The sequence below is a fragment of the Pseudomonas sp. OE 28.3 genome (genome assembly GCF_014268205.2).
Lineage (GTDB): Bacteria > Pseudomonadota > Gammaproteobacteria > Pseudomonadales > Pseudomonadaceae > Aquipseudomonas > Aquipseudomonas edaphica.
This window is the reverse complement of sequence record NZ_CP077082.1, coordinates 2,940,275-2,962,313: the sequence shown is the minus strand read 5'-3', so window position 1 is coordinate 2,962,313 and position 22,039 is coordinate 2,940,275. Positions and strand designations below refer to the sequence as shown.

At 59.9% G+C, this 22,039-nt stretch carries 18 protein-coding genes; 5 read left to right on the top strand and 13 right to left on the bottom strand.

Annotated features, from left to right (window positions below; all coding sequences use genetic code 11):
* Position 1: 1 nt before the first annotated feature.
* The 5 genes from HU759_RS13390 to HU759_RS13370 all read right to left on the bottom strand — a co-directional run bounded on the left by HU759_RS13390 (position 2) and on the right by HU759_RS13370 (position 5,415).
* Positions 2–448, bottom strand: a complete 447-nt coding sequence (locus HU759_RS13390; RefSeq protein ID WP_017136886.1) for a GNAT family N-acetyltransferase — start codon at positions 446–448, stop codon at positions 2–4.
* An 83-nt stretch (positions 449–531) separates the two neighbouring features.
* Positions 532–1,440, bottom strand: coding sequence for an AraC family transcriptional regulator (locus tag HU759_RS13385; protein ID WP_017136887.1), 909 nt, complete (start codon positions 1,438–1,440; stop codon positions 532–534).
* Between the two features lie 36 nt (positions 1,441–1,476).
* The gene (locus tag HU759_RS13380; protein WP_170040092.1) at positions 1,477–2,172 is read right to left on the bottom strand and encodes a fumarylacetoacetate hydrolase family protein; all 696 of its coding nucleotides are present in this window, start codon (positions 2,170–2,172) and stop codon (positions 1,477–1,479) included.
* Between the two features lie 107 nt (positions 2,173–2,279).
* Entirely contained in the window at positions 2,280–2,609 is a 330-nt protein-coding gene (locus HU759_RS13375; protein WP_026013691.1) for a hypothetical protein, read from the bottom strand.
* Between the two features lie 313 nt (positions 2,610–2,922).
* Positions 2,923–5,415, bottom strand: a complete 2,493-nt coding sequence (locus tag HU759_RS13370; protein ID WP_170040094.1) for a TonB-dependent siderophore receptor — start codon at positions 5,413–5,415, stop codon at positions 2,923–2,925.
* A 256-nt stretch (positions 5,416–5,671) separates the two neighbouring features.
* On the opposite strand from HU759_RS13370, the gene HU759_RS13365 reads away from it, so the two are divergent.
* From HU759_RS13365 to HU759_RS13355, 3 genes are all read left to right on the top strand, one after another.
* Positions 5,672–10,303, top strand: a complete 4,632-nt coding sequence (locus tag HU759_RS13365) for an RHS repeat-associated core domain-containing protein (protein WP_217858156.1) — start codon at positions 5,672–5,674, stop codon at positions 10,301–10,303.
* Positions 10,300–10,632, top strand: a complete 333-nt coding sequence (locus HU759_RS13360; RefSeq protein WP_170040098.1) for a hypothetical protein — start codon at positions 10,300–10,302, stop codon at positions 10,630–10,632. The genes HU759_RS13365 and HU759_RS13360 overlap by 4 nt, the downstream gene beginning before the upstream one ends.
* A 205-nt stretch (positions 10,633–10,837) precedes the next feature.
* On the top strand, positions 10,838–11,221 hold the full coding sequence (locus HU759_RS13355) for a hypothetical protein (RefSeq protein ID WP_170040100.1): 384 nt from the start codon (positions 10,838–10,840) through the stop codon (positions 11,219–11,221).
* Between the two features lie 55 nt (positions 11,222–11,276).
* On the opposite strand, the gene HU759_RS13350 is transcribed toward HU759_RS13355, so the two are convergent.
* From HU759_RS13350 to HU759_RS13315, 8 genes are all read right to left on the bottom strand, one after another.
* The gene (locus HU759_RS13350; protein WP_170040102.1) at positions 11,277–12,809 is read right to left on the bottom strand and encodes a sodium:solute symporter family protein; all 1,533 of its coding nucleotides are present in this window, start codon (positions 12,807–12,809) and stop codon (positions 11,277–11,279) included.
* Positions 12,809–13,060 carry a hypothetical protein gene (locus HU759_RS13345; protein WP_017134608.1) on the bottom strand — a complete coding sequence of 84 codons (252 nt, stop codon included), beginning with the start codon at positions 13,058–13,060 and terminating at the stop codon, positions 12,809–12,811. Before HU759_RS13345 ends, HU759_RS13350 begins: the two co-directional genes overlap by 1 nt.
* Before the next feature lie 133 nt (positions 13,061–13,193).
* On the bottom strand, positions 13,194–14,129 hold the full coding sequence (locus tag HU759_RS13340; RefSeq protein ID WP_099550118.1) for a choline kinase family protein: 936 nt from the start codon (positions 14,127–14,129) through the stop codon (positions 13,194–13,196).
* Positions 14,126–15,082, bottom strand: a complete 957-nt coding sequence (locus HU759_RS13335; protein WP_170040104.1) for an aminoglycoside phosphotransferase family protein — start codon at positions 15,080–15,082, stop codon at positions 14,126–14,128. The genes HU759_RS13340 and HU759_RS13335 overlap by 4 nt, the downstream gene beginning before the upstream one ends.
* An 8-nt stretch (positions 15,083–15,090) precedes the next feature.
* A complete protein-coding gene (locus HU759_RS13330; RefSeq protein ID WP_170040106.1) occupies positions 15,091–16,371 on the bottom strand; it encodes a M20 family metallo-hydrolase in 1,281 nt (426 codons plus the stop codon).
* Complete coding sequence (locus HU759_RS13325; RefSeq protein WP_138452364.1) at positions 16,349–17,107, bottom strand: DeoR/GlpR family DNA-binding transcription regulator; 759 nt, start codon at positions 17,105–17,107, stop codon at positions 16,349–16,351. The genes HU759_RS13330 and HU759_RS13325 overlap by 23 nt, the downstream gene beginning before the upstream one ends.
* Before the next feature lie 224 nt (positions 17,108–17,331).
* The gene (locus tag HU759_RS13320; RefSeq protein ID WP_170040151.1) at positions 17,332–18,732 is read right to left on the bottom strand and encodes an amidase family protein; all 1,401 of its coding nucleotides are present in this window, start codon (positions 18,730–18,732) and stop codon (positions 17,332–17,334) included.
* A gap of 131 nt (positions 18,733–18,863) precedes the next feature.
* Positions 18,864–19,301 (bottom strand): DUF3995 domain-containing protein, encoded by a 438-nt coding sequence (locus HU759_RS13315; protein WP_017134614.1) that lies wholly within the window; start codon positions 19,299–19,301, stop codon positions 18,864–18,866.
* Between the two features lie 92 nt (positions 19,302–19,393).
* Between HU759_RS13315 and HU759_RS13310 the strand changes: the two genes are divergently transcribed.
* Entirely contained in the window at positions 19,394–19,783 is a 390-nt protein-coding gene (locus HU759_RS13310) for a DUF2946 domain-containing protein (protein WP_017134615.1), read from the top strand.
* 94 nt (positions 19,784–19,877) lie between these two features.
* Positions 19,878–22,004: a TonB-dependent receptor gene (locus HU759_RS13305; RefSeq protein WP_170040108.1), complete on the top strand. Its 2,127-nt coding sequence runs from the start codon at positions 19,878–19,880 to the stop codon at positions 22,002–22,004.
* Positions 22,005–22,039: the final 35 nt, after the last annotated feature.

Below are 22,039 nucleotides of genomic sequence, written 5' to 3'. Positions count from 1 at the left end.
TTTAAGGTGCCCTGCTCTTTTCATACCGCACATCATCGCCCTCAACCCGGCCCACCTGCGTCCAGCCCAGCCGTTGGTAAAACCCGTTGGCGCGGATTTCACCGCGCCCGTCGGTGATCAGGTACAGCGTCGGGTGGTGCTCAAACAGTGCGGCTTCAGCCACCGCCATCAGTTGGCGGCCCAAACCCCGGCCTTCGTAGGCGGGCAATACGAACATCGCAAATACCTCGCCGCTGTCAAAGTTGACCATCGAAAAAGCCGCCGGCTGGCCCTCCACTTCTGCCAGCCACACGCACGGCGCTTCACGGATGCTGTCCGCCAGCACCTGTGGCGTAATGCCCAGATCCGCCATCTGCTCACGGCTCAAGTGGTTCTGCACCACGGCCGTGCGAATGGCGAACAACGTGTCGATATCCGCCAGCGTCGCCAGCCGAATAGGGTTTTGCATAGATGCCTCCTCCGTGGATGCACGCAATTGTATGTAAATAGAAACACACAGATTGTCGTGGATTTGTAAGAGAAGGCGCTCGACTACAGGGGTTTTGCCTGTTGTTGACGCCGAAACTGCCCCGGCGCCAGGCCATGGGCCTTGCGAAAGCAGCGGGAAAAGTACGCCTCGTCGGTAAACCCGCAACGCAGGGCAACTGCACCTATCAATTGCGCAGTGTTGAGCAATAAGGTGCGCGCCAATTGCATGCGGCGGTCGAGCACCCACTGAGAAAAGGGTTTGCCGGTTTCTTTGCGCAGCAAATGGGTGAGGTAGTTGGGTGACAGGAACGCAGCGGCCGCAGCGTCAGTAAGATTGAGGCCCGGCTCGTGCAGATGCTCGCGGATATAGCCGTGCACCCGTGCCAAGGCGTCTTTGCGTCCGCGTCGGGTGGTGTTATTGGCGGCAAACGCCTGCAAGGGTTCGGCGTACTGCTGGCAAACCAGGCCGATCAGTTGGAACAAGTAGCCCTTCAAGCGCTCACGCGCGCCGAAAGTGCGCTGGGCGTCCAGGGTGCGCATATGGCCGAGCCAGATGTGCACTTGTTCAAAGTCGGCGTCGTCAAGGATGAAGTCCAGGTGCTCCTGAAAACGGAACGGTGACAGCTCCGGCGCCTGGCTGATGGGGATGTCTTCCAGGTCCAGCGGGTCGCAGGTCAACTGCGGCAGGAAGAACGCCTGGCTGAAGTTGATCAGCATGAACTCGCCGTCTTGCGGGTGGGGAATCACATGCAGGCGATGGGGCAGGATAAACGCCATGGCTTTGTGCGGGAACGGACGCACCGCGCCGCCGATATGTTGCACGGTGTCGCCGCCCAGGTTGATCTGAATCTGGAAGTATTCATGCCGATGCGGGCTGGTCAGCGCCGCCCGCCCGCGCTTGTCGCGGATATAGAAGTCGGGGCGGTCGCTGCGTTGTTCCATGCCATAGGTGGTGACGCGGGTGCCTGGCATAACAGTCTCTCGAATGGCCTGGGCACCACTTTAGCCTCAACCCTGGCTGAGGGTGAAACTCAACTCGCCGATGCCCTCGATGCCAGCGGTAACCGCATCCCCACGCTGCAACGCGCCGACGCCTGCCGGGGTGCCGGTAAAGATCAGGTCACCGGCCTTGAGTGCTACGGATTTTGAGGCGTAGCTGATGATTTCACTCACCGACCAGATCAGGTCAGCCAAGTCGCCGACCTGACGCTGCTGACCATTGACCTTGAGCCAGATCTTGCCGCTGGCCGGGTGCCCGATAACGCTCGCAGGTTGCAAGGCGGTGCTGGGCGCCGATTCATCGAACGACTTGCCCCAATCCCACGGACGCGCGAGCTTTTTCGCCTCGGCCTGCAGGTCGCGACGGGTCAAGTCGATGCCGACGCCATACCCCCAAACGTGGGACAAAGCGTCTTCAGGGCTGATATCCACCCCACCCTTGCCGATGGCCACCACCAGTTCCACCTCATGGTGCAGGTCGGCAGTCAGCGGCGGGTAGGCGATCACGCCTTCGGCCGGCACCACTGCATCAGCCGGTTTCATAAAGAAAAATGGCGGTTCGCGATCCGGGTCATGCCCCATTTCACGGGCGTGTTCACTGTAGTTGCGGCCCACGCAGAACACGCGGCGCAGCGGGAAACGTGCGTCGCTGCCCTGTACGGCCAGGGATGGGGTTGGCGCGGGGGGGAATACGTAATCAGTCATGGCCTGTGCCTCTTGGTTTACCTGGCGCCAGTATGGCCAGCAGCGCCAAGGCAAAGTTGGACAGGCTTACGCAGATTTTGCACTGACCGGTGCAAAACAGCCCTGGATCATTTACGCGCCACTTTGTAGCGCAGGCAGTCCTGGTAAAAACTCTGGCGGATGACGTCGGGCTTGAGCCGTGAGCGGCTGTCGTAGGTCTGCTCGGTGATGCCCATGGCCATCATGCGCATCCACGATTTGCTGAACTTGATGGTCTGGATCTTCTGCCGCGCGGCATACAGCGACACACCCGACAGCTTGAGTTCCTGTGCCCTGGCGGCAGTGCCTGCGCCCCAACTGCACATGTACTTGTCACCCTCGCGCAACTCTCGGGCCTGCACGCTCGCCGCGCCGCCAGCCAGGGAACAGGCGATCAGCATCATTCCAACAGTGCGCATTTGCATCCCCATCTAACCACCTGAAAATAAAAGTGATTTTGGCGGGGATTTTGTTACAAAGGGGCCATTAAATTGCCTTCCTGGGTAAACATTTACCTAATAAATGTTGGCAAAAACCTGTGGCGAGCGAGCTTGCTCGCGCTGGGGCGCGCAGCGGCCCCTTGACCGGATGACCGTGTACTTCAGGTGTACCCAAGTGTCAGGTTTTGGGGCTGCTGCGCAGCCCAGCGCGAGCAAGCTCGCTCGCCACAACAGCTCGCTCGCCACAAAAGCTCGCTCGCCACAAAAAACGGATCACCCTAAAGGGTGCCGATTACCACTGGTAAGTGGCACTCGCCTGCACGGTGCGCTGCGAGCCATACCAGCACCACGAATAGGAGTAGCACGAGGCCACGTATTCTTTGTTTGCCAGGTTGGTCGCGTTCAGCGCCAGGCGCAGGTTGTCTTTGGGGTTGGCGATATTCGGGATGTCGTAGTGCAGCGCCGCATCCATCAAGGTGTAGCCCGGTACCTTCAGGGTGTTGGCGGTATCGCCCCAGGACGAGCCCACATACCGCGCGCCCGCCCCCACGCCGAAGCCCTTGAGCAGGCCGTCGTGGAAGGTGTAGTCGGCCCACGCCGAGGCCGTATGGCGTGGCACGCCGTAGGTGGTGGTGCCCTCAACGGCAATCGCCGGCCCAGTGCCGACATCGCTGATCGGCGCGTAGCGAACGGTACTGTTGGATTTGCTCGCGCGGTTGTCCAGATAGGCGTAAGCCGCGGTAATGTTCAGGTTGTCGTTGAGGCTGGCCTTGCCTTCCAGTTCAAAGCCACGGGACTGTTGCTCGCCGTCCTGGATCTGGCAGCGGCCACTGCCGCACAGGTGCGTCGGGTCCGGATCCATGGTCGGCACGTTGGATTGGCGCAAGTCGAAAATCGCCGCCGTAATGAAGCTGTTGCTGCCTGGCGGCTGGTACTTGATGCCGATTTCATACTGTTTGCCTTCGGTCGGCTTGAACACCGAACCGCCGTAACCCGTGCCCGATTGCGGGTTGAACGACTCCGCGTAGCTGGCGTACGGCGCCAGGCCGTTATCGAACAGGTAGACCAGGCCGACCCGCCCGGTAAAGGCCTTGCTGTCCAGCGACGACTTGCTCTTGGTGCCGGAGCTGATGGTTTTGGTGGTGCTGTCGGTGCTGGCCCAGTCATAGCGACCACCCAGCAACAACACCCATTGGTCCCACTTCATTTGCTCTTGCAGATAAACACCGGTCTGCTCGCTGCGCGAGGTCGCGTCGGTGATGAACGCGGGTGTGGTGACCGGCGCGCCGTAGACCGGATCAAAGATATCCAGGTTCGGGCCACTGCCATAACCGGTCTTGGTGTCGGTGCGGGTGTTCTGGTAATCGAGCCCCATCAACAGCGTGTGCTGCAACGAACCAGTGTCGAATTTGGCCTGCACCTGGTTATCGAGGGTGTAGGCACCCATGTCCACATCGGCAGCGATGGTCGAGCGCTTGGAGGTGCGGTAGTCGCCCATCAGGTAGCTGTTATAGATGCTGCGATAGACGCCCTCGGCGCGCAGGTAACGGGCGTTCTGGCGCACCGTCCACACGTCGTTGAAGTGATGTTCGAAGGCATAGCCGAGGGAGTAATGCTCGCGGTCGCTTTTTTCGAAGTTCTTTTCACCGTCATAGAAGTCCACATCGATCTTGCGTCCCGTAGGGCTGCGCAGCACCGAGCCCCAGGCTGGCACCGACCCGTAGGACGCGCCCTTCGGGTCTTTCTGAAAATGCCCAAGCAAGGTCAGCGAGGTAGCATCGTCCGGGCGCCAGGTGAAGGCACTGGACAGCGACTGGCGGCGGGTTTCGGTGTGGTCGACCTGGCCATCGGCGTCATCGAACAACCCCGCCACGCGATAGGCATACACACCCTGATCATCAATCGGGCCGCTTAAATCAAAGGTAGTGCGCTTCTTGTTGAAGGTGCCGTATTCCACGCCGACTTCATGAAACGGCGTGTCCAGCGGGCGTTTGGTGACCATGTTGATCACCCCGCTTGGCGTGCCCTGCCCGTACAGCACCGAGGCCGGGCCGCGCAGCACTTCGACGCGCTCCAGGTCGAAGGCGTCTTTTTGCGGCAAGGCATCTCGGCTCGATGGCATACGCAGGCCGTCGAGGTAGGTTGCCGGGGCGAAGCCACGGATAGTCAGTTGGTCGAGGCGCGAAGCCGTGGCCCCACGGGTCTCCGGCACCACGGCGGCGCTGTAGCGCAGGATCTGGTTGAGACTCTCAGCGTTTTGCGCACGCATCTGGTCCTTGGTGACCACCGAAATCGACTGCGGCGTCTCGATCAGCGCGGTATCGGTCTTGGTGCCCGACAGGCTGCGAGTGGCGACATAACCCGCCACCGGCCCAGTGGGGCTTTCGCTCTGGTAGGCGCCGCTGATGGTGGTGGCCTGCAACTGCATGGCGCCGCCATCGTCCGGGAGCGCTTCGAGGCGATAGCGGTCGGCGGAGATCTTGATGGCCTGCAAGCCACTGCCGGCGAGCAATTGCGCCAATGCCACGTCGGTGTCGTATTGCCCGCTCACACCGTTGCTGTGCTTGCCGCGCGTCAAGCTTGCATCAAACGCCAGTACCAGCCCGGCCTGCTCGGCGAGACTATTGAGGGATTGGCTCAAATCACCCGCGGGAACCGAAAAACGGCGCAACGCGCTGCCGGTTTCTTCGGCAAACAATGGCTGGACGACGAACAACGGCACAGCGGCAAAAGCCATCGCCACCGACAGGGCCAGTGGGTGCAAGGGACGAGCAAGGCGCGACATGGGAAATCCTGCGTAATGGAGGTTCTATTAACCATGACGGCCATGTCGCCAAATCGGGCAAGGATGAGAGTAATTTTTATTTGCATGACTTTATTGCAATGAGCCGGTTCGCTTTTTTGCGTAGTCCTTCGGGATAGTTTTTCGCGGTTTTTACCCGTCCTGCGTCATCCCATTCTGATTTTTCCAACCATTCGTCCAGCGGCTTTTTCCTGCAGCAGACTCCGACGCCTTGCCATTTTTTGCCGAGACGTCACGGATGACCAACGCCGCCCACATCGCCTTTATCGAACATGAGCTCAACGGCTTTCATCGGAGCCTGGCGGAGTATCGCCAGCAGATGGACGCCTGGTATGCGCGGGCGTTGGATACGCTCAGCCATGCTGCCGACATGCCGTCGCTGTTGGGGATGGACCGTGTGCTGCGGGTTGGCGATGCGCAACAGTCCGTGAGTATTACTGACATGGGATTTTCCACCGTGGCCCTGTGCCCGGCGGGCGGCGAGCTTAAAATCCAGAGCTTGTTCGAATCAGTGTATGACGTGCCGATCGGCGATATCCCGGTGGAGGTTGTCGGGCTGGATGACGGCAGTTCCACGCTTGTCATGCTCGATGAACATGGCAAGGGTTCGCATTTTTGCGCCGCTGGTGGGCGCTATCAGGTGCGGGTGCAGGGCGGCGTTTCTGCGCAGCAAGTGGACGCGCTGTTTGCCTCTTACGCAGGGCTGACGGCCGACCTGGAGCACTGGCTGCGCGAGCAGTGGAAGGATTTCAAACCCTATTGGCAGCAATCGACCGCCAGCGCGATTGGCAGCGGCGTGCTGGCGGGCAGTTGGGCGGCAATCCGCGATGTATGGGACAGCATCAAGCTGGTGCAGGCGATTCTTGAAGACCCGCTGAAATTTGCTGAGCAACTCGGCGCCGAGGCCGCCAGGTTGGCGCAGTTGGCCACCGATGCGCCCAAGGTCATGGAACAGGCCATGTTATTGGCCAGCGACGAGGCCGCGCTGTACCTGATCCTGCGCACCGCGATGCTCTGGCTGGACGCACTGCCACCCGGCGAAATCGCGGAAACGGCGGCAGGGTTTGTAGTGTCGCTGCTGATTGATCTGGTGATCGGCGCAGTACTGACCATCGCGTTGCCGGCGGCGGGCGTGGCTTATCTCGGCTTGCGGCTGGCCAAGTACGGCGCGCGGGTGCTGGATGCCGCTGTGGGTTTTGTCAGGAGCCTGCTCGGGATGCTGACCAAATTCATGCAGGCGGTGGACCGTTACAAGGCGGTGGCGGTTCGCGGAGTGGTTGGCGGGTTGAAGCAAGGCACGCTGCAGATGCGCTGGCGGGCGCGGCAAAACGCGGTGGTTAAGCAAAAAGAACACGTTGATGACGTGCCTGCTTCGGGCAAGAACCTTAATGGCGATGCGGCGGCTGCGGCCGACAGAACCGTTACCAACGGCTGCCCGGTGTCCATGGTCACCGGCGAGGAATTGCTGACCCTCACCGATGGCACGTTGGATGGGGTCTTGCCGTTTGAATGGACACGGCTGTATCGCACCAGCGCGGTGGAAGTGGATGGCGGGTTGGGGTTTGGCTGGAGTCATTCGCTGGCGCAGCGGCTTTCTGTTTCCGGTGATTCGGTGGTGTGGACGGATCATGAGAATCGCCGTACTGAGTTTGTGCTGCCCTCCGCTGCTCGACCGGCGATTACCAATAGCTTGGCTGAAGCGGCGATCTATTTGGGGGAATTGCCCGATGAACTGGTGCTGGCCCAGGCGTCGCGGTTCTACCACTTTCAAGAGGGTGTGCTGACCGCCATCAGCGATGCATATGACAACCGGTTGCGGGTTTTCCGCGATCGTTTGGGGCGGGTTGAGCGGCTGGACAATGGTGTAGGTCGCTCGCTGTTTCTGCGTTATGAGCTGGGCCGCATTGTGGCGGTGGACTATCAGGTTCATCGGGCCAAAGGGCATGAGCCGTTTGAATGGGTCACTGAGCAGAAAGTTGTTTCCTACGCCTATGACGAACTTGGCCGACTGGTCTCTGCGACCAATGCGGTGGGTGAAAGCGAGGTTTATCGCTACGACGAGCAGCACATCATTCTTGAGCGCGGGCTGGCCGGTGGGGCGAGTTTCTTTTGGGAATGGGAACGGGCTGGCAAGGCGGCGCGGTGTGTTCGGCATTGGGCCAGCTTTTCGCAGATGGATACGCGGTATGCCTGGGGTGACGACGGCCGTGTCACGGTGCATAACGCTGATGGTAGCCGGGAAGTGTATGTCCACGATGACCGTGCGCGACTGGTGCAGCGCATTGATCCGGACGGTGCTGAGCACTTCAAGTCTTATGACGACAAGGGCCGGCTGACGGTCGAGCAGGACCCGCTTGGGGCGGTGACGGCGTATCAGTACGACGACGCCGGACGCTTGGTGGCGCTGTTTCCGGGGGACGATGAGCCGACGTCCTACGAGCATGACAACGGTTTCGTGCGGGTTGTACGCCGTGGTGAGGCCGTTTGGAAGTATGAGCGTAACGATCAGGGCGACGTCATTCGCAAGACCGATCCTGACGGCAATATTACGGACTACAGCTACAACAAATATGGGCAGCTGACGGGGGTTTGGTTTCCCGATAACAGTTGCCATCGGCTGGTTTGGAATGAGCGTGGGCAGTTGCTTGAGGAGCTGCTGCCCAATGGGGGTATCAAGCGTTATCGCTATGACGACCTTGGTCGGCAGGTTGCCCGCGAGGATGAACAGGGAGCGCTGACCCAGTTTCAGTGGGACAGTGTGGGTCGGTTGATTCGTGTCGTATTGCCAGGCGGTGCAACACGCGAATACAGCTACAACGCCTACGGAAAAATCACCGCCGAACACGACGAACTTACCCACGTCACCCGCTACGAATACGCCGACGGCCTGCACCTGATCAGCCGCCGAATCAACGCCGATGGCACCCACGTCAAGTATCGCTACGACAATGCGCGCCTGCTGCTGACCTCGATCGAAAACGAGGCAGGCGAAACCTACCAACTCGATTACCACCCCAATGGCCTGATCCAGCAGGAAATCGGCTTTGACGGCCAGCGCACGGCTTACGTGTATGACCTCAACGGCAACCTGGCGGAAAAAACCGAACACGGCGACGACGGCAGTCAGCTCGTTACCCGTTACAAGCGAGACCACGCCGGGCGCCTCGTAAGAAAAACCCTGCCGGACGGCAATGTTGTCGACTATGCCTACGACCGCCAAGGCAACCTCCTAAGCGTCGACGACGGCCACTGGGCGCTGGCCTACGAGTACGATCCACAAAACCGCCTCACCGCCGAACACCAAGGCTGGGGCACCTTGCGCTACGGCTATGACGCCTGCGGCCAACTGCACAAACTGCGCCTGCCAGACAATAACCGCCTCACCTTCAACCACGACAAAGGCGGCCACCTTTCCACCGTCGAACTGAACGGCAAAACCCTCACCTCCCATCTGTTCAAGACCGGCCGCGAACACCAACGCCAGCAGGGCCAGCTCCTCAGCCACTACCACTACGACGACCAAAACCGCCTGCACACCCACGCCGTCAGCCAACAGCAACACACCCTTTACCAACGCCAATACGACTACGACAAAAGCGGCAACCTCGCCCGCCTGCTCGACACCCGCAAAGGCGAACACCACTACCACTACGACCCCCTCGCCCGCCTGACCCGCGCCGACCACTCGCAAGACGTGCAGGAACGCTTCGGCCACGACCCGGCTGGCAACCTGCTCATGCAAGACCGCCCCGGCCCGGACATCGTGGCGGGGAACCGGTTGATGATTCAGGGCGATCATCACTACGACTACGACGCCTTCGGCAATCTGATCCGACAGCGACGTGGCAAGGGTCATCAGCTCGTCACCGAGTACCGTTACGACTGCCAGCATCGGTTGATAGGGATCACACAGCCCAACGGGCAAACCGCCAGCTATCGCTATGACCCGTTTGGACGGCGGATCAGCAAAACGGTGGACGGAAAAACCACGGAGTTTTTCTGGCAAGGCGACAAGCTGGTAGCTGAACACCACGCGGACTGCCATCGCAGCTATATCTACGAGCCAGATAGTTTTCGCCCGTTGGTACTGCTGGAAGGCTTTGGCCCACAAGAAACAAAGCCCTTTCACTACCAACTCGACCACCTCGGCACGCCACAGGAACTGACAAACCCCGAAGGCGAAATCGTCTGGTCCGCGCACTACCGCGCCTACGGTGAAATCGCCCGCCTAGACGTCAGAAAAATCGACAATCCGCTGCGCTTCCAGGGCCAATATTTCGATGCGGAAAGCGGGCTGCACTACAACCGCCATCGCTACTACAATCCAGATATTGGTCGCTACCTGACGCCGGACCCGGTGAAGTTGGCGGGTGGGATTAATGCGTACCGGTATGTGCCCAACCCTACGGGGTGGGTGGATCCGCTGGGGCTAAATACTTGCCCTGGCGCAGGCAACTGTGATCCAGCTGTTGCAGCTAGCAGTCCACCCAAGTTCGCCAAAACAGACGAAGGAGATGTTGAACTACCCCAAACAGGGGGCGCACAACGGGCGGCCAAATACTCAGGCAACTGGAAAACGGCCGATCTAAATGAAAGTATCATCAAATTTGCGGGCTCAAACCCAGTTACTACAACGACGCACAAAGGTAAAAAAATATATAAAAACCCATCTGACGGCATTGAAATAGTAGAAGATTTAAGTGGTGGATACTTTAGAATACACGACCCTTCACTCCCGGGATCAAGACGCTATCTCAGTCTGGAAGGCATAGTACCAAACAACAAATTATCCCCTTCGGGAAAGCAAATGGGCAGAACACAGAGTGAATACAACGAAGCCACTCACTTCAACAAGAGTATAGAAAAGTGAAACTTATCTGCACGCCTTTGACTAAAGAAGCGATGATTCTATTAGACACTGACGATTGCCCAATCTCGTTATTGGCGAATTGCCCCCTGACCCATACAGAATATCAGCAGTTAATGGGATCAGGCGTTATCGACAAAATCAACAATTCGCTTGGAAAGATGATCGACGATTATGAAGACGAGAGCATCAACACCAATGAAGACCTCAAAAAATCACTATATATACTAGAAAATCATTCAATACCCGAAAACCAAGAGCTGGCAAGAAAAATAATCAAACTCAACAAACTGGCAATTGACAACAACACCGGACTGTATTTCTTCTTTTAAACCATCAAATGTATTGGCACAGGTAGTAACACAACCAAGCTGCAAACAGCGCCAGTAACAGCTTTATTTTTATGACGAACCCATTTTTATCGTAACTGCAAACGAGTACAGTGCTAAACAGACAGGGTTGATGCCGAATGTAAGAAAATCGAATCATTACCAAAACACTCACACGAAAACCGGCAATCTCTCACTCGGAAAAAACATGAAAATTGTAGTGATCGATACATTTTCCTATCTGAACGTATTGCACGTAAAATTCCATTCACCCTTCGGAGATGGCACTGCACTATGGAGCGATACTGCGCCAAAAATCGGTGAAATTATCGACGTTGAGTTTGATTTTGAGGAGGTTTTCTCATGGAATATAAACGTGAAGCCAACCGCTGAAAAATCTTCAAAAATCAAAATGGAGAACAGCCTCATCCAAATAACCGCCGAACTGGTCCAAGCTGACGAAGAAGGATGTGTAGCATTAAAGCTCGGTGATTCAATAATCCTAATTGAGTTGGACGGTCCCATACCTCAGAAATCAGGATTTGTTGAACTCAGCGCTACCGCAATTCGACTTTACCCAACACATATTTAGTCCACATAAGTCACACGCTCAAACCGGGGCCACACACCGCAGCCCCGATCCATTTTCAACTCATAACCGGCGCAGCCCCCACCTGCACCCCACGCCCACTCGCGGCCATCTCAAACAACCCCTCCACCCGCGCTTGCTCCACCGCGCTCGGCTTGATCACCAGCGCGCACACCACAAAAATCGCAGCATTCACCACCAGCCCCACAATCCCGCTGGTCAACGACCCAAGCGCTGGAATGTCATCCGGGTACAGCGTGGTCAGTACAATCGCCACCATAATCCCCGCCAACATGCCGGCAATCGCGCCCTGTTTGTTGCCACGTCGACTGAAAATGCCGAAGAACAGCGGTACGGCCAGTTGAATGATGCCTTGGTAGGAGATCTGCGCCAGTAATTGCAGGCGCGAATAATCAAAGGTCAGGTAGGCCAGCACCGAGGCGGCGACGATAAACACCACCATGCCGGCCTTGGCCAGTAAGGTGAGCTGGCGGTCGGTGCGTGGGGTGTTCCAGGTGGCCAGGTCGTTGGCGAACTGGGTGCCGCAGACTTGTACGCAGCCGTCGACGTGGCCGATGCTGGCGGCCAGTACGATGACGATGGCCAGCGCCAGCAGCCATGGCCCGCCAATGTCGAACAGCGAGAGGAACCAGCCTTGTTGCGGATGGGCCAGCACGTTGGGGTCCTGGCTGATGGCGGCAGCAAACAGCATGAGGATGCCGTAGAACCCGCCCACCAACAGCATGGTGTACAGCGTGCCCTTTTTTACCGAGCGCACGCCGCTGGCGGTGTAGATGCGCTGGAAGCTCATCGGCCAGCACATCGAGCCGATCACGCCGGTGAAGATCAGGCTGAACATGTACATCGGGCCATAACCGGTGCCGGCGGCGCCGGGAATTTGCAGCATTTTTTCCGGTAATTGCGAGAGGTTGGAAAACGCTGCCTGATCGCCGAACAGCAGGAACACGCAGACCCCGGCGCACACCACGTAGGCGATCAGGCCCTGGAACATGTCGGTCATGATCAACCCGCGCATGCCCATGCTCACGGTCCAGTATTGGCGGATCAGTACCACCGCCACGCCTGCAAACAAGCAGGTGGTGACGCCCCAACGGCCGAAGCTGGCGAACTGGAACAGCATCGCCAGGGCCTGGATGCCCATCACCACCCATGGAAACACCGAGATGATGCCGATAGTTGAGGCCACCCGTTTTACCGCCGGGCTGTCGAAGCGCATGCCCAGCAGGTCCGGCTGGGTGCGCAGGTTGAAGCGTTTGCCCCAGGTCCAGGCGCGGCTGGCCATCAGGTACATCGCGGTCACGCCCAGGGTCGCATAGACCATGCCGTAGAAACCCAGGGCGCCGCCCACGCTCAGGGCAAAAAACGCGGTAAAGGTCGAGCCCGGCCACCAGGAGTTGGTGTAGCACATGGCGATATACCACGGCCCGTAAGAGCGCCCGCCAACGGCGTAGTCGGAAAAACTGGTGCTTTCGCGGTTGGTGGCATAGAGCACGGCGATCATCCCGGCCAGGAACAGGCCGATCACACCGAAGGTAATGAACAAGTGGGCATCGCTGCTGGTGCTGATCATCACACGCCCTCCTCGTCAGGAATGTCACCGGCCTTGAGCTCGGCCAGATACAACCCCCACACCCCTAGCGCGGCGAGTACGGCAATGGCGATCCAATAGAAAATCGGCAGCGGGATGCCTACCACCAAGGCGCGGCTGCCACTCACGCTCAAGTAAAACGGCGGGAATAACGCCAGCATCAACAACAGGAAAAAGTAGGCGCCAAAGATCTGGTTTCTCAGGCGTGCGGGTGACGCGCTTGCGGGTTTCATGATGGAGGGTGCTCCTTGAATTTCTGGATCGGTTTGTTGTGTGATCAATCAAAAAATCAAGCAGTGAAACGTCAGCGCAAACCAGCGCCAAAGGAGCTACAGGGTGACGCGTCGTTATTGTGCTGGCGCAGGCTCAGGCCTGTCTTAGCCAGGTTTCCCATTGCGAATCATTGATCACGCTACGTGCGCGCATGTGCTTCCAGGCACCGTATTTGTAGAAGTCGAAATCCAACTGCGACACCGCGTGCTGGACCATCGCCCAGGTCGACCATTTGATGTCGGCCAGGGCCTTGTGCAACTTGATCCGCGCCAGCCGTTGCGGGGTGACCTGGCCGAAATAATCTTCGATCAGCGCCAGTTCCATTTCGTCGGTGAAGAACATCTCGCCAAACCACAGCGCCAGCTCGTAATGACGGTCGTTATTGGAGGCGTACTCAAAGTCCACCAGGCGAATCTGGCGGCGGTCATTGAGCATGAAATTACCCGCCAGCGTGTCGTTCATGCACGGCGCCAAGTCGATGCCCGACGCTTGCAACGCGCCACGCGCCCGGTCACATTGGCGACGCAGCCAGGCATCATCGCTGGGCGTGCAGCCCTGCAGTTCTTCGACCTGGCGCTGATGCTCGGCAATCATGTCGAACACGGTTTTGGTCTGGCACAGCGGCGACTGGTCGTTGAACGCTTTCAGCGCATGCAGGGCGTTATGGCGCACATCGCGGTCGAGAAAGTCCTGATTCGAAGAGGCTCGCCAGCCTTCCATAAACTCGAAAACTTCAACGCCAAACTCTTCGAGGAAGGCAAACACCGGCGCACCATAGCCGGTTTGCGCGGCCTTGACGCTGGCGTCATGGGCGGTGCGTCGGTCGATAAACATCTCGGTGCCGGCGCCGGGCACTTTGAAGAAGTAGGCGGTGTTGAGCCCGCTGACCTCGACCCGCCAGTTGCTGTTGGAGATCCCGCCGCTGACCGGCTCGTAACGAATGCCCGAACCACTCCAATCGCGCACGCCGCGCACTGCCGCCTCCAATTGGCATTCTTGAGGCGTACAGGCCTCACCCATTGCTTTCATGCCTGCCCCTCCTGTACCTGCCGTAACCAACTTTCAAATCGCGGGTCTTGCAAGCTCTGCCGGCAGCGCAGCAAGGTCCACTGCCCCACCTTGGAGAACTCCAGGGGCCGCGTTGAGGTCGCGCCGACCCACAAGCCCCACAGCGTCCAGTACCAATCATTGATCAGCGCATAGAGGCGGCAGCGGGCGTAATCGCACTCGCGACACTCACCGGCCCAGGCCTTGATGCCGTCACGCCACTGGCTTTCAAAGGCATACAACTCGTTTAGGCTGACGGCCACGTCGTACCACGGGTCAAAGCAACCAGCGTAGTCGAAGTCGATCAATTGCAACGCGCCGCCGGGGCCGATCATCACATTGCTCGCCAGCCCGTCGCCGTGCAAGGGCACGCAGGTGCCAGGGCTCAATTGCAGCGCGGTCCAGGCCAGATCGATGCAGGTTTCAATCCACCCATGATCAGCGGGCAGGCCCACGCCGTCACGGCTGCACAGCTCACGCAGGTGCTGGATATCCTGCAACGGCGAACGGTTGAAGCCTGGTGAGGTGCCGACGTGCAACTGCCGCTTCAAGGCCCACAGCGCTTGCAGGCGCTGGGGTTGCAGTAACTCATCGAGCCGCGCCCAACGCCACTCGTGGGCCGGCAAGGCATCCAGCAGCAGCACGCCGGCGGCCACATCCACCAGGCGCACGCCAGGGGTCACGTCACAGTCAGCCGCCAGTTGGGTGGCGCGGCCGGTGCGCTCGATGTAGATCAGCGCACGCATATCGTCGTGCAGCACTTTGGCGTAGCACTGGCCCCAGGGCGCCGTGAGGTGAAAGCCGGTCCACTCGGTGGCCAGGCGTATCGGCGAGGCGATACCGGCAGTGCCGTCCGAGACCTCGACATGGGCAGACAGGCCGGCGGACTCCAGGGCGCCCATCAGGCGCGACAGTGCGTAGGAACAGTTGGACATGGCGTCCCTCACCGGTAAGCGTTGGGGGAAGTACAGGCGCAATGCAGCAGCGCGGTCAGCATCTGCAGGCCGGTGCGCATGTCGCGGTCATGGGTGAGTTCCGCCTCGTTATGGGACACGCCGTTGCTGCTCGGAATGAACAACAGGCATGCCGGGTAATGTCGGCCGAGGCTGATGGCGTCGTGGCCGGAAACCGTGACAGTGTTGCCGACCGCCAGCCCCAGTTGTTGACCGACGCCGTAGGCCAATTCGGCAAAACCATGGTGTAACGCGATGGGCGCACGCAGGGCGCGGCTTTCGACTTCGTATGTGGTGGCGGTCGATGCAGCGACGGCCTTGAGGCTGGCATCCAGCCGATAACCGGCAACCGCCAGCAATGCCGTGTCCGGCGAGCGGTACTCCACATGCAAGGTGACGCGCGAGGGCACCACGTTCGGCGAGTTGGGGTAAATTTCCAGGCGCCCTACCGAGCTGTGAAACTGCAGCCCGTGCACGTCCGCTTCGGCGCGCACGGTGGTTATCGCATGCGCTGCCGCGAGCAAGGCATCTTTGCGGGCGGCCATCGGGGTTGGACCGGTGTGGTTCTGTTCGCCGTCGAAACGGATACGCTGCTTGAGCGCCGCCCAGGTTTCACGCACTACGCCGATGTCCAGGCCTTGGCTTTCCAGACCGTCGCTTTGTTCAACGTGGATTTCCACATAACCGGCCACATCCAGTTCAACCAGGCGGTCCCCCAGATAGCCGATCGCTTGCAGCGCATCCTTGAGGCGAATGCCGTCGCCATCGCGGCATTCCCAGGCTTCGTGCAGGGCCAGGTCGCCGGTAAACACGCTGCTGCCGATCAGGCTGGGTTGAAAGCGCGCGCCTTCTTCGTTGGTCCAGTTCACCACCGCCAGGTTGCACGCCGGGGTTTCGCCGCGCTCGTGCAGTTGTCGCGCCAGGCTGGCGATGGCGACTGCGCCAGCCAACACCCCATAGATACCGTCGAAACGCCCCGCGCTGGGCTGGCTGTCCAAGTGCGAGCCGCACAGCACATAGGGGGCGTCCGGGTTGAAGGTGATCAGCCCGAACAGATTGCCGATGGCGTCTACGCGCACGTCGAAACCGCGCTCACGCAGCCACGCGCTGAACAGGTCGCGCACCGCACCGTCTTCGGCCGATGCGGCCAGGCGGTGCAAACCACCTGCCGGTGTCGCACCGATGGCTGAGCTGTCGCGAAACAGCGTCTCGAAGGCCTCGACGTCCGCCTCACTGGGAGACAGCCACTCAGGGGTAAAGGATGTCGACATGGGCGTGCTCCAGGCAGGTCGCAAACTCCGCGGACGGAGGGCGATTGGTGACCAAAGTGGTGATGGCGCTGAACGGCAGTGTGTTGATGAACGTGCGATGGCCGAACTTGGCGTCGTCCGCGAGGATGACGCTGCGCAGGCAGTGTTGGGTCAGGGTGCGGCGCAGCAGCGCCTCGGGCTCCTGGTAGTCCATGAAGCCCAGCTGCAAGTCCACCGCGCCGATGCCCATGAAGGCGATGTCGTAGTGAAACTGCCGGACGAATTCCAGGGTGTGTGCGCCGATCAGCGCATTGTCATTACGGCGCACATCGCCGGGCACCACCAGCACCTGGTTGCTGCTTTGCTGGGTGATCAACTGCGCGATGTCCAGCGAGTTGGTGATGATCCGCAACTGGCTGAAACCAATCAATTGCTGGGCCAGGGCCAGGGTCGAGGTGCCGGTATCGAGAAACAGCACCATGCCCTCGCTGACCAGTTTGGCACCACAGACTGCCATGCGGGTCTTGGCCTGGGCCTTGATGCGGGTGCGCACTTGCAGCGGTTGTTCTTCGTTCAGCCTGGGCAAGATCGCGCCGCCATGGATGCGACGCAACTTGCCGGCCTCCTCCAGGTATTTGAAGTCGCGGCGAATGGTTTCTTCGCTGACGAACAGCGCTTGCGCCAGGTCCGACGCCTTGACGCGCTGATGTTGGGTGAGCATGAGCATGATTTCGTCGAGACGCGGCTGATTGAGCATAAAGGATGCATTCCAAGGCAAATTCGAGCCGTCAGTATCGCGCGCTTTGCGCCCACCACGGTACGCGGCATGCACCGGTCCGGCGGGGGGCAAAGGACGACTGACGGCGATTGATCGGGTCACGTTTACCTCTCACTCATCGGGGTGTGAAAGGGCAGAAACACTACAAAAGGATCTGTCCAGGGCAGGCCTCTAACGAGCCGGCTCCACGGGGCAATCAGGCACTACAACAACAGCGGCGGCAGGTGCTGGTCCCAAGGCGCAATGGCTTCTACTGCGGCGCAGAACTGCAACACCTGGGCGTCGGCAAAGCGCGGGCCGACCACTTGCAAACCAATCGGCAAGCCGCTCGGGCTGAAGCCGCAAGGCAGGCTCGCAGCGGGGTTGCCGGTGATATTGAACGGGTAGGTAAAGGGCGTCCAACGTGCCCAGGGCACCGCGCCGTCCGCGCCCGGCCAGCCTTCGGGCGCGACCTGGTCGGCGGCGAACGGCAGGGTTGGCAGGGTGGGCAGCAGCAACACGTCATAGTCGTTGAACAGCGCGTGCACCTGGTTGGCAAAGTGCGCCCGTTGTTGCACGGCCTTGAGGTAGTCACCGAGGTCGTAATCGCCCGCGCGCTGGATCAGCGCGGCAAAGCCTGGGTCCAGTTGGTCGAGGCGATCCGCCAGGGCTTTGCCGTAGGCAATGCCGCGTCCGCCGACCCACAAGGTTTCGAATGTGGCGAGTGGGTCCTGCCAGTCCAGCGTCAAGGTGGTCACGGTGACCGGCAAGCGTTCCGCCAGGTTGTACACGGCGGCTTCGACGCTAGCGGCAATGATCGGGTCGACCGGGGTGTTGAACAATGTCGGGCAATACGCCACCCGCAGCGGCCCCAGTGGCTGGTCGCAGCGCGCAAGGCAGGATTCGGTCAATGCGGGCAAGGCCTGATGATCCAACGGATCCGGCCCGGAAAGGATGTCGAACAACAAAGCGCTGTCGCGCACCGTGCGCGTGATCGGCCCGGCATGGCTGAGCATTTCGGTGGCCGACCAAGGCCAGGTCGGAATGCGGCCCAGTGAACCTTTCATGGCAAACGCCCCGCAGAACGCGGCCGGAATGCGCACCGACCCACCGCCATCGGAACCCAGCGTGCCCGGCACCAAACGGGCCGCCACGGCAATCGCCGAGCCGGAGCTGGAACCACCGCTGGTGAGCTGTGGGTTCCAGGGATTGCGCCCGTTGCCGAACACACGCGAGGTACTGGCGCCGGTCCAGCCGAATTCAGTGGTGGCGGTTTTGCCGAGGATGATTGCACCGGCGTCCTTGAGGCGGCGAATGATCGGCGCATCCTGGCTGGGCACATGCTCAAGGCCGGTCAACGAGCCTCGGGTGGTGCGCAGGCCGGCGGTGGAAAACAGGTCTTTGATCCCAAAGGGCACGCCATGCAGCGGGCCACGCAACTGCCCTGCCCTGGCCTCTTCGGTCAGCACTTGCGCTTGCGCCAATGCCGAGTCGGCGTACACGTCGCCAAACGCATTGAGTGTGGGATTGTGGGTTTCGATTGCGTGCAGGCTTTGCTCGACCAGGTGTACCGCAGACAGCGTGCCCGCGCGAATGGCCTCGGCAGCGTCGATCACAGTGGGCATCAAGAGGTCTGTGTTCATTGAGTATCCTGGGCCGTCTGCACATGAGTCCGGTGGGTACGTCAATAAACGCTCGCGCCTGGGGGCGTGTCAAGTGGGTTTTGTTGGCTATGTGGTTTTTGTGTGCTTTGTTATCAGTTCCACGCCACGATCAATAAACCCGCGCCCAATACCAGGCACAAGGGTGAATAAAAATAGGTGTCCAAACGGGCAAATCGTGACCCGCTCACTTTCTTGAAAAAACCCACCAGTTCCGAATCGCCAATCGCCCTGGCGAACATCACCAAGGCAATCGCACTGATGCCCCATTGCAGCGCGCCGTGGGACACCGGCGAAAAGTACAACCCGGCCCGCAGGCACACCAGCAAGGCAATCGCCACCAAGCCCATCGCCACCAGAAACGTGCCCAGTGCCGACGGTTTGAACGCCGGCCGTGGCCCCTGGGCGAACTCGCCGGGCAATTCGGGGATGGCGGCCAGGCTGCCGAGCTTGCCGCCGGCGGCCCAGTACAGATGCACCATGCTGATGCAGGTAAAAATCGCGACGATCCAGCGTGCGACGAAAAAGCTCATGGCAGGCGCTCCCTTAAATGTGCGAATGAGGATAGTCGGCCTGAGATTTTTTGTAGGCATTTCGTCGGCGGCTGATGGTAAAGTGCCGCCCCATGAAAATCGCCCGTGCCGACCGCTCACTCATTGCCTGGATGCTGTATTGCTGCGTCCTGTTCAATGTGTTCGCGTGCAGTATTGGACATGGGCAGATGCTGGGCATGCAGCTCAACGGCATCGGCGGCCAGTTTTGTACGGTAGACCCGCGCACCCAGGCGCCGGCACAGAACAACTCCACCGACGAGAACCTGCCGACGCTGTCCAAGGCGTTCGGTTGCCCGTTGTGTTCGACCGGCGGCATGGGCCCGGCACTCAGTTCCAGCCTCAATGTGGCGGTGTTGCCCCAACCGCACGCGCCGCCGCCAGCGGTGGTGCTTGCCGCTGATATTCCTGCCCGCTTCACCTGGCCCACGGCCAACCCGCGTGCGCCTCCCGTTTTCGCCTGATCCCTGCGCTTTCTGATCTGCATCGACCACCGCTCCCTTTAGGACTGCGGAGGACTGTGCGTTGTTTTCAAGCCAAGATTTTCAGGATTCAACCATGAAACATTTACCCTTGTTGGCGGGCCTGTTCGGCTGCCTGCCTGTCTGTGGCTGGGCGCTCGAGCTGGCCCCCACCACCATTGATGGCGAACAAACCAGCGAACCGGGCCTGGCCCTGGACCAATCCAGCGGCACGGCGTCACGCCTGGGTTTAAGCGTGCGCGAAACCCCGGCGTCGGTGGCCATTGCCAACCGCAACGACATTGAGCGCCATGGCGCAAAAACCTTCCGCGATGCGGCCAACACCTTGCCCGGCGTCAACGCCAGTGCGCCGCCGGGGTTTGGCGGGTTTGTGTCCTATCGTGGTTTTACCAGCAGCCAGATCACCCAGATGTTCAACGGCATCAACGTCGCCACCGGCCTGGCGCGGCCGGTGGATGCGTGGATCTATGACCGGGTTGAGCTGGTCGGCGGCCCCTCCTCCCTGATCAACGGCGCCGGCTCAGTGGGTGGCTCGCTGAACTACGTGACCAAGCTTGCCACACGCGAGGAACAAGCCGCCGAAGGCCAGCTCACCTATGGCAGCTACGACACTGCCGGCATGGCCTTTGGCCTCAACCATGCCCTGACCGAACCCGGCGCCGAGGTGCAGCACTACGCGCGCCTGGATGTCAGCCGCAACACCAACCACAGTTACATCGACCGCGACCAGCGCGATGCCTGGAGCCTGGCGTTCTCCTTGCTCAGTGACCTCACCCCCAACCTGTCCCACACCCTGGCCCTGGAATACCAGGATGAACATGAGGACAGCCCGTACTGGGGCACGCCGGTGCTCAATCCCAAGGCGGGTGAGTTGAAAGTCGACAAGCACAACCGCTTCAACAACTACAACGTCGCCGATGGTCGTTACGAGCAACGCACGATCTGGATGCGTTCGATCATCGACTACCGGATCAACGACAGCACCACACTGAAAAACACCCTGTATCACCTGGACAGCCAGCGTGACTACCGCAACCTGGAAACCTACCAGTACAACGCCGACAACAGCGCGGTGAACCGCTCGACCGCCTACCAGGTACGCCATCAGGGCGAACAGCACGGCAACCAGTTCGAGCTGCGCCATGACGACAGCGTGTTCGGCCTGTCAACCACCTGGTCCGGCGGCTTCGAGTACAAGGTCAACAGCACCACCAACAACCCGCTGAATGTGCCAGGTAACAGCACGGTGGACCCGAACGCCTACAACCCCGGGCACTTCTACGATATTCCGGGCACCAAGCCAGGTTTTATCAAAGACAAGACCAACGAGGTCACCACCAAAGCCTTGTTTGTGGAAAACCGCTTGGGCCTCACTGATAAACTCTCGCTGCTCACAGGACTGCGTTACGACGCCATCGACCTGGATGTGACTAACCATCGCGTGATCACCGCCACCAACCCACGCCACTTCAAGCGCAGTTGGGAGCCGGTCACCGGCCGCGTAGGCCTGACGTATCAGTTCATCCCATCGGCCAATGTGTATGTGCAATACAGCACCGCAGCGGAGCAACCTTCCACCACCACTCAAGTGTTCGACGTGTCGACCGGCAAACAGTGGGAAGTCGGCAGCAAGTTCGACTACCTCGACGGTCGCGGTTCGGCCACCGTCGCCGCCTACAGGATCGAGCGCAAGGACTTTGCCGTCACCGACCCGCTGGACCCGAACAACAGCATTCCGGTGGGTGCGCAGACCTCCAAGGGCATCGAGTTGGCCAGTTCGTTACGCATCACGCCACGGCTGCTGGCCGAAGGCAACTTTGCCTGGGTGGACGCCGAGTACGATGACTTCAACGAGAAAATCGCCAGCGGCGCAGTGGTATCGCGCAAGGGCAATACGCCCACCAACGTGCCCAAGCGCGTGGGCAACGTATGGCTGACGTATGACGTTGCCGAGGACTGGCAAGGCGGTGTGGATGCGCGGTATGTGGCCCAGGTGTATGCCGATAATGCCAATACCCAGACGGTCCCGGCCTACACGCTATTCGGCACGTTCCTGCGTTACAAAGTGGATTCACATACCTCGGTGACCGGGCGGGTACGTAACCTGACTAATGAGGTGTATGCAGAGTTTGCGCATGTGTCGCCGGCTTACTATTTGGGCGCGCCACGGACGTTTGAGTTGGCGGTACAAACCCGATTCTAAACCTGGAATAGAGAACCAAATGTGGGAGCCGGGCT

What these genes read in the sequence shown, in the direction of transcription:
- HU759_RS13390 (WP_017136886.1), bottom strand. Translation starts at nt 448, where the DNA reads ATGCAAAACCCTATTCGGCTGGCGACGCTGGCGGATATCGACACGTTG.
- HU759_RS13385 (WP_017136887.1), bottom strand. Translation starts at nt 1,440, where the DNA reads ATGCCAGGCACCCGCGTCACCACCTATGGCATGGAACAACGCAGCGAC.
- HU759_RS13380 (WP_170040092.1), bottom strand. Translation starts at nt 2,172, where the DNA reads ATGACTGATTACGTATTCCCCCCCGCGCCAACCCCATCCCTGGCCGTA.
- HU759_RS13375 (WP_026013691.1), bottom strand. Translation starts at nt 2,609, where the DNA reads ATGCGCACTGTTGGAATGATGCTGATCGCCTGTTCCCTGGCTGGCGGC.
- HU759_RS13370 (WP_170040094.1), bottom strand. Translation starts at nt 5,415, where the DNA reads ATGTCGCGCCTTGCTCGTCCCTTGCACCCACTGGCCCTGTCGGTGGCG.
- HU759_RS13365 (WP_217858156.1), top strand. Translation starts at nt 5,672, where the DNA reads ATGACCAACGCCGCCCACATCGCCTTTATCGAACATGAGCTCAACGGC.
- HU759_RS13355 (WP_170040100.1), top strand. Translation starts at nt 10,838, where the DNA reads ATGAAAATTGTAGTGATCGATACATTTTCCTATCTGAACGTATTGCAC.
- HU759_RS13350 (WP_170040102.1), bottom strand. Translation starts at nt 12,809, where the DNA reads ATGATCAGCACCAGCAGCGATGCCCACTTGTTCATTACCTTCGGTGTG.
- HU759_RS13345 (WP_017134608.1), bottom strand. Translation starts at nt 13,060, where the DNA reads ATGAAACCCGCAAGCGCGTCACCCGCACGCCTGAGAAACCAGATCTTT.
- HU759_RS13340 (WP_099550118.1), bottom strand. Translation starts at nt 14,129, where the DNA reads ATGAAAGCAATGGGTGAGGCCTGTACGCCTCAAGAATGCCAATTGGAG.
- HU759_RS13335 (WP_170040104.1), bottom strand. Translation starts at nt 15,082, where the DNA reads ATGTCCAACTGTTCCTACGCACTGTCGCGCCTGATGGGCGCCCTGGAG.
- HU759_RS13330 (WP_170040106.1), bottom strand. Translation starts at nt 16,371, where the DNA reads ATGTCGACATCCTTTACCCCTGAGTGGCTGTCTCCCAGTGAGGCGGAC.
- HU759_RS13325 (WP_138452364.1), bottom strand. Translation starts at nt 17,107, where the DNA reads ATGCTCAATCAGCCGCGTCTCGACGAAATCATGCTCATGCTCACCCAA.
- HU759_RS13320 (WP_170040151.1), bottom strand. Translation starts at nt 18,732, where the DNA reads ATGCCCACTGTGATCGACGCTGCCGAGGCCATTCGCGCGGGCACGCTG.
- HU759_RS13315 (WP_017134614.1), bottom strand. Translation starts at nt 19,301, where the DNA reads ATGAGCTTTTTCGTCGCACGCTGGATCGTCGCGATTTTTACCTGCATC.
- HU759_RS13310 (WP_017134615.1), top strand. Translation starts at nt 19,394, where the DNA reads ATGAAAATCGCCCGTGCCGACCGCTCACTCATTGCCTGGATGCTGTAT.
- HU759_RS13305 (WP_170040108.1), top strand. Translation starts at nt 19,878, where the DNA reads ATGAAACATTTACCCTTGTTGGCGGGCCTGTTCGGCTGCCTGCCTGTC.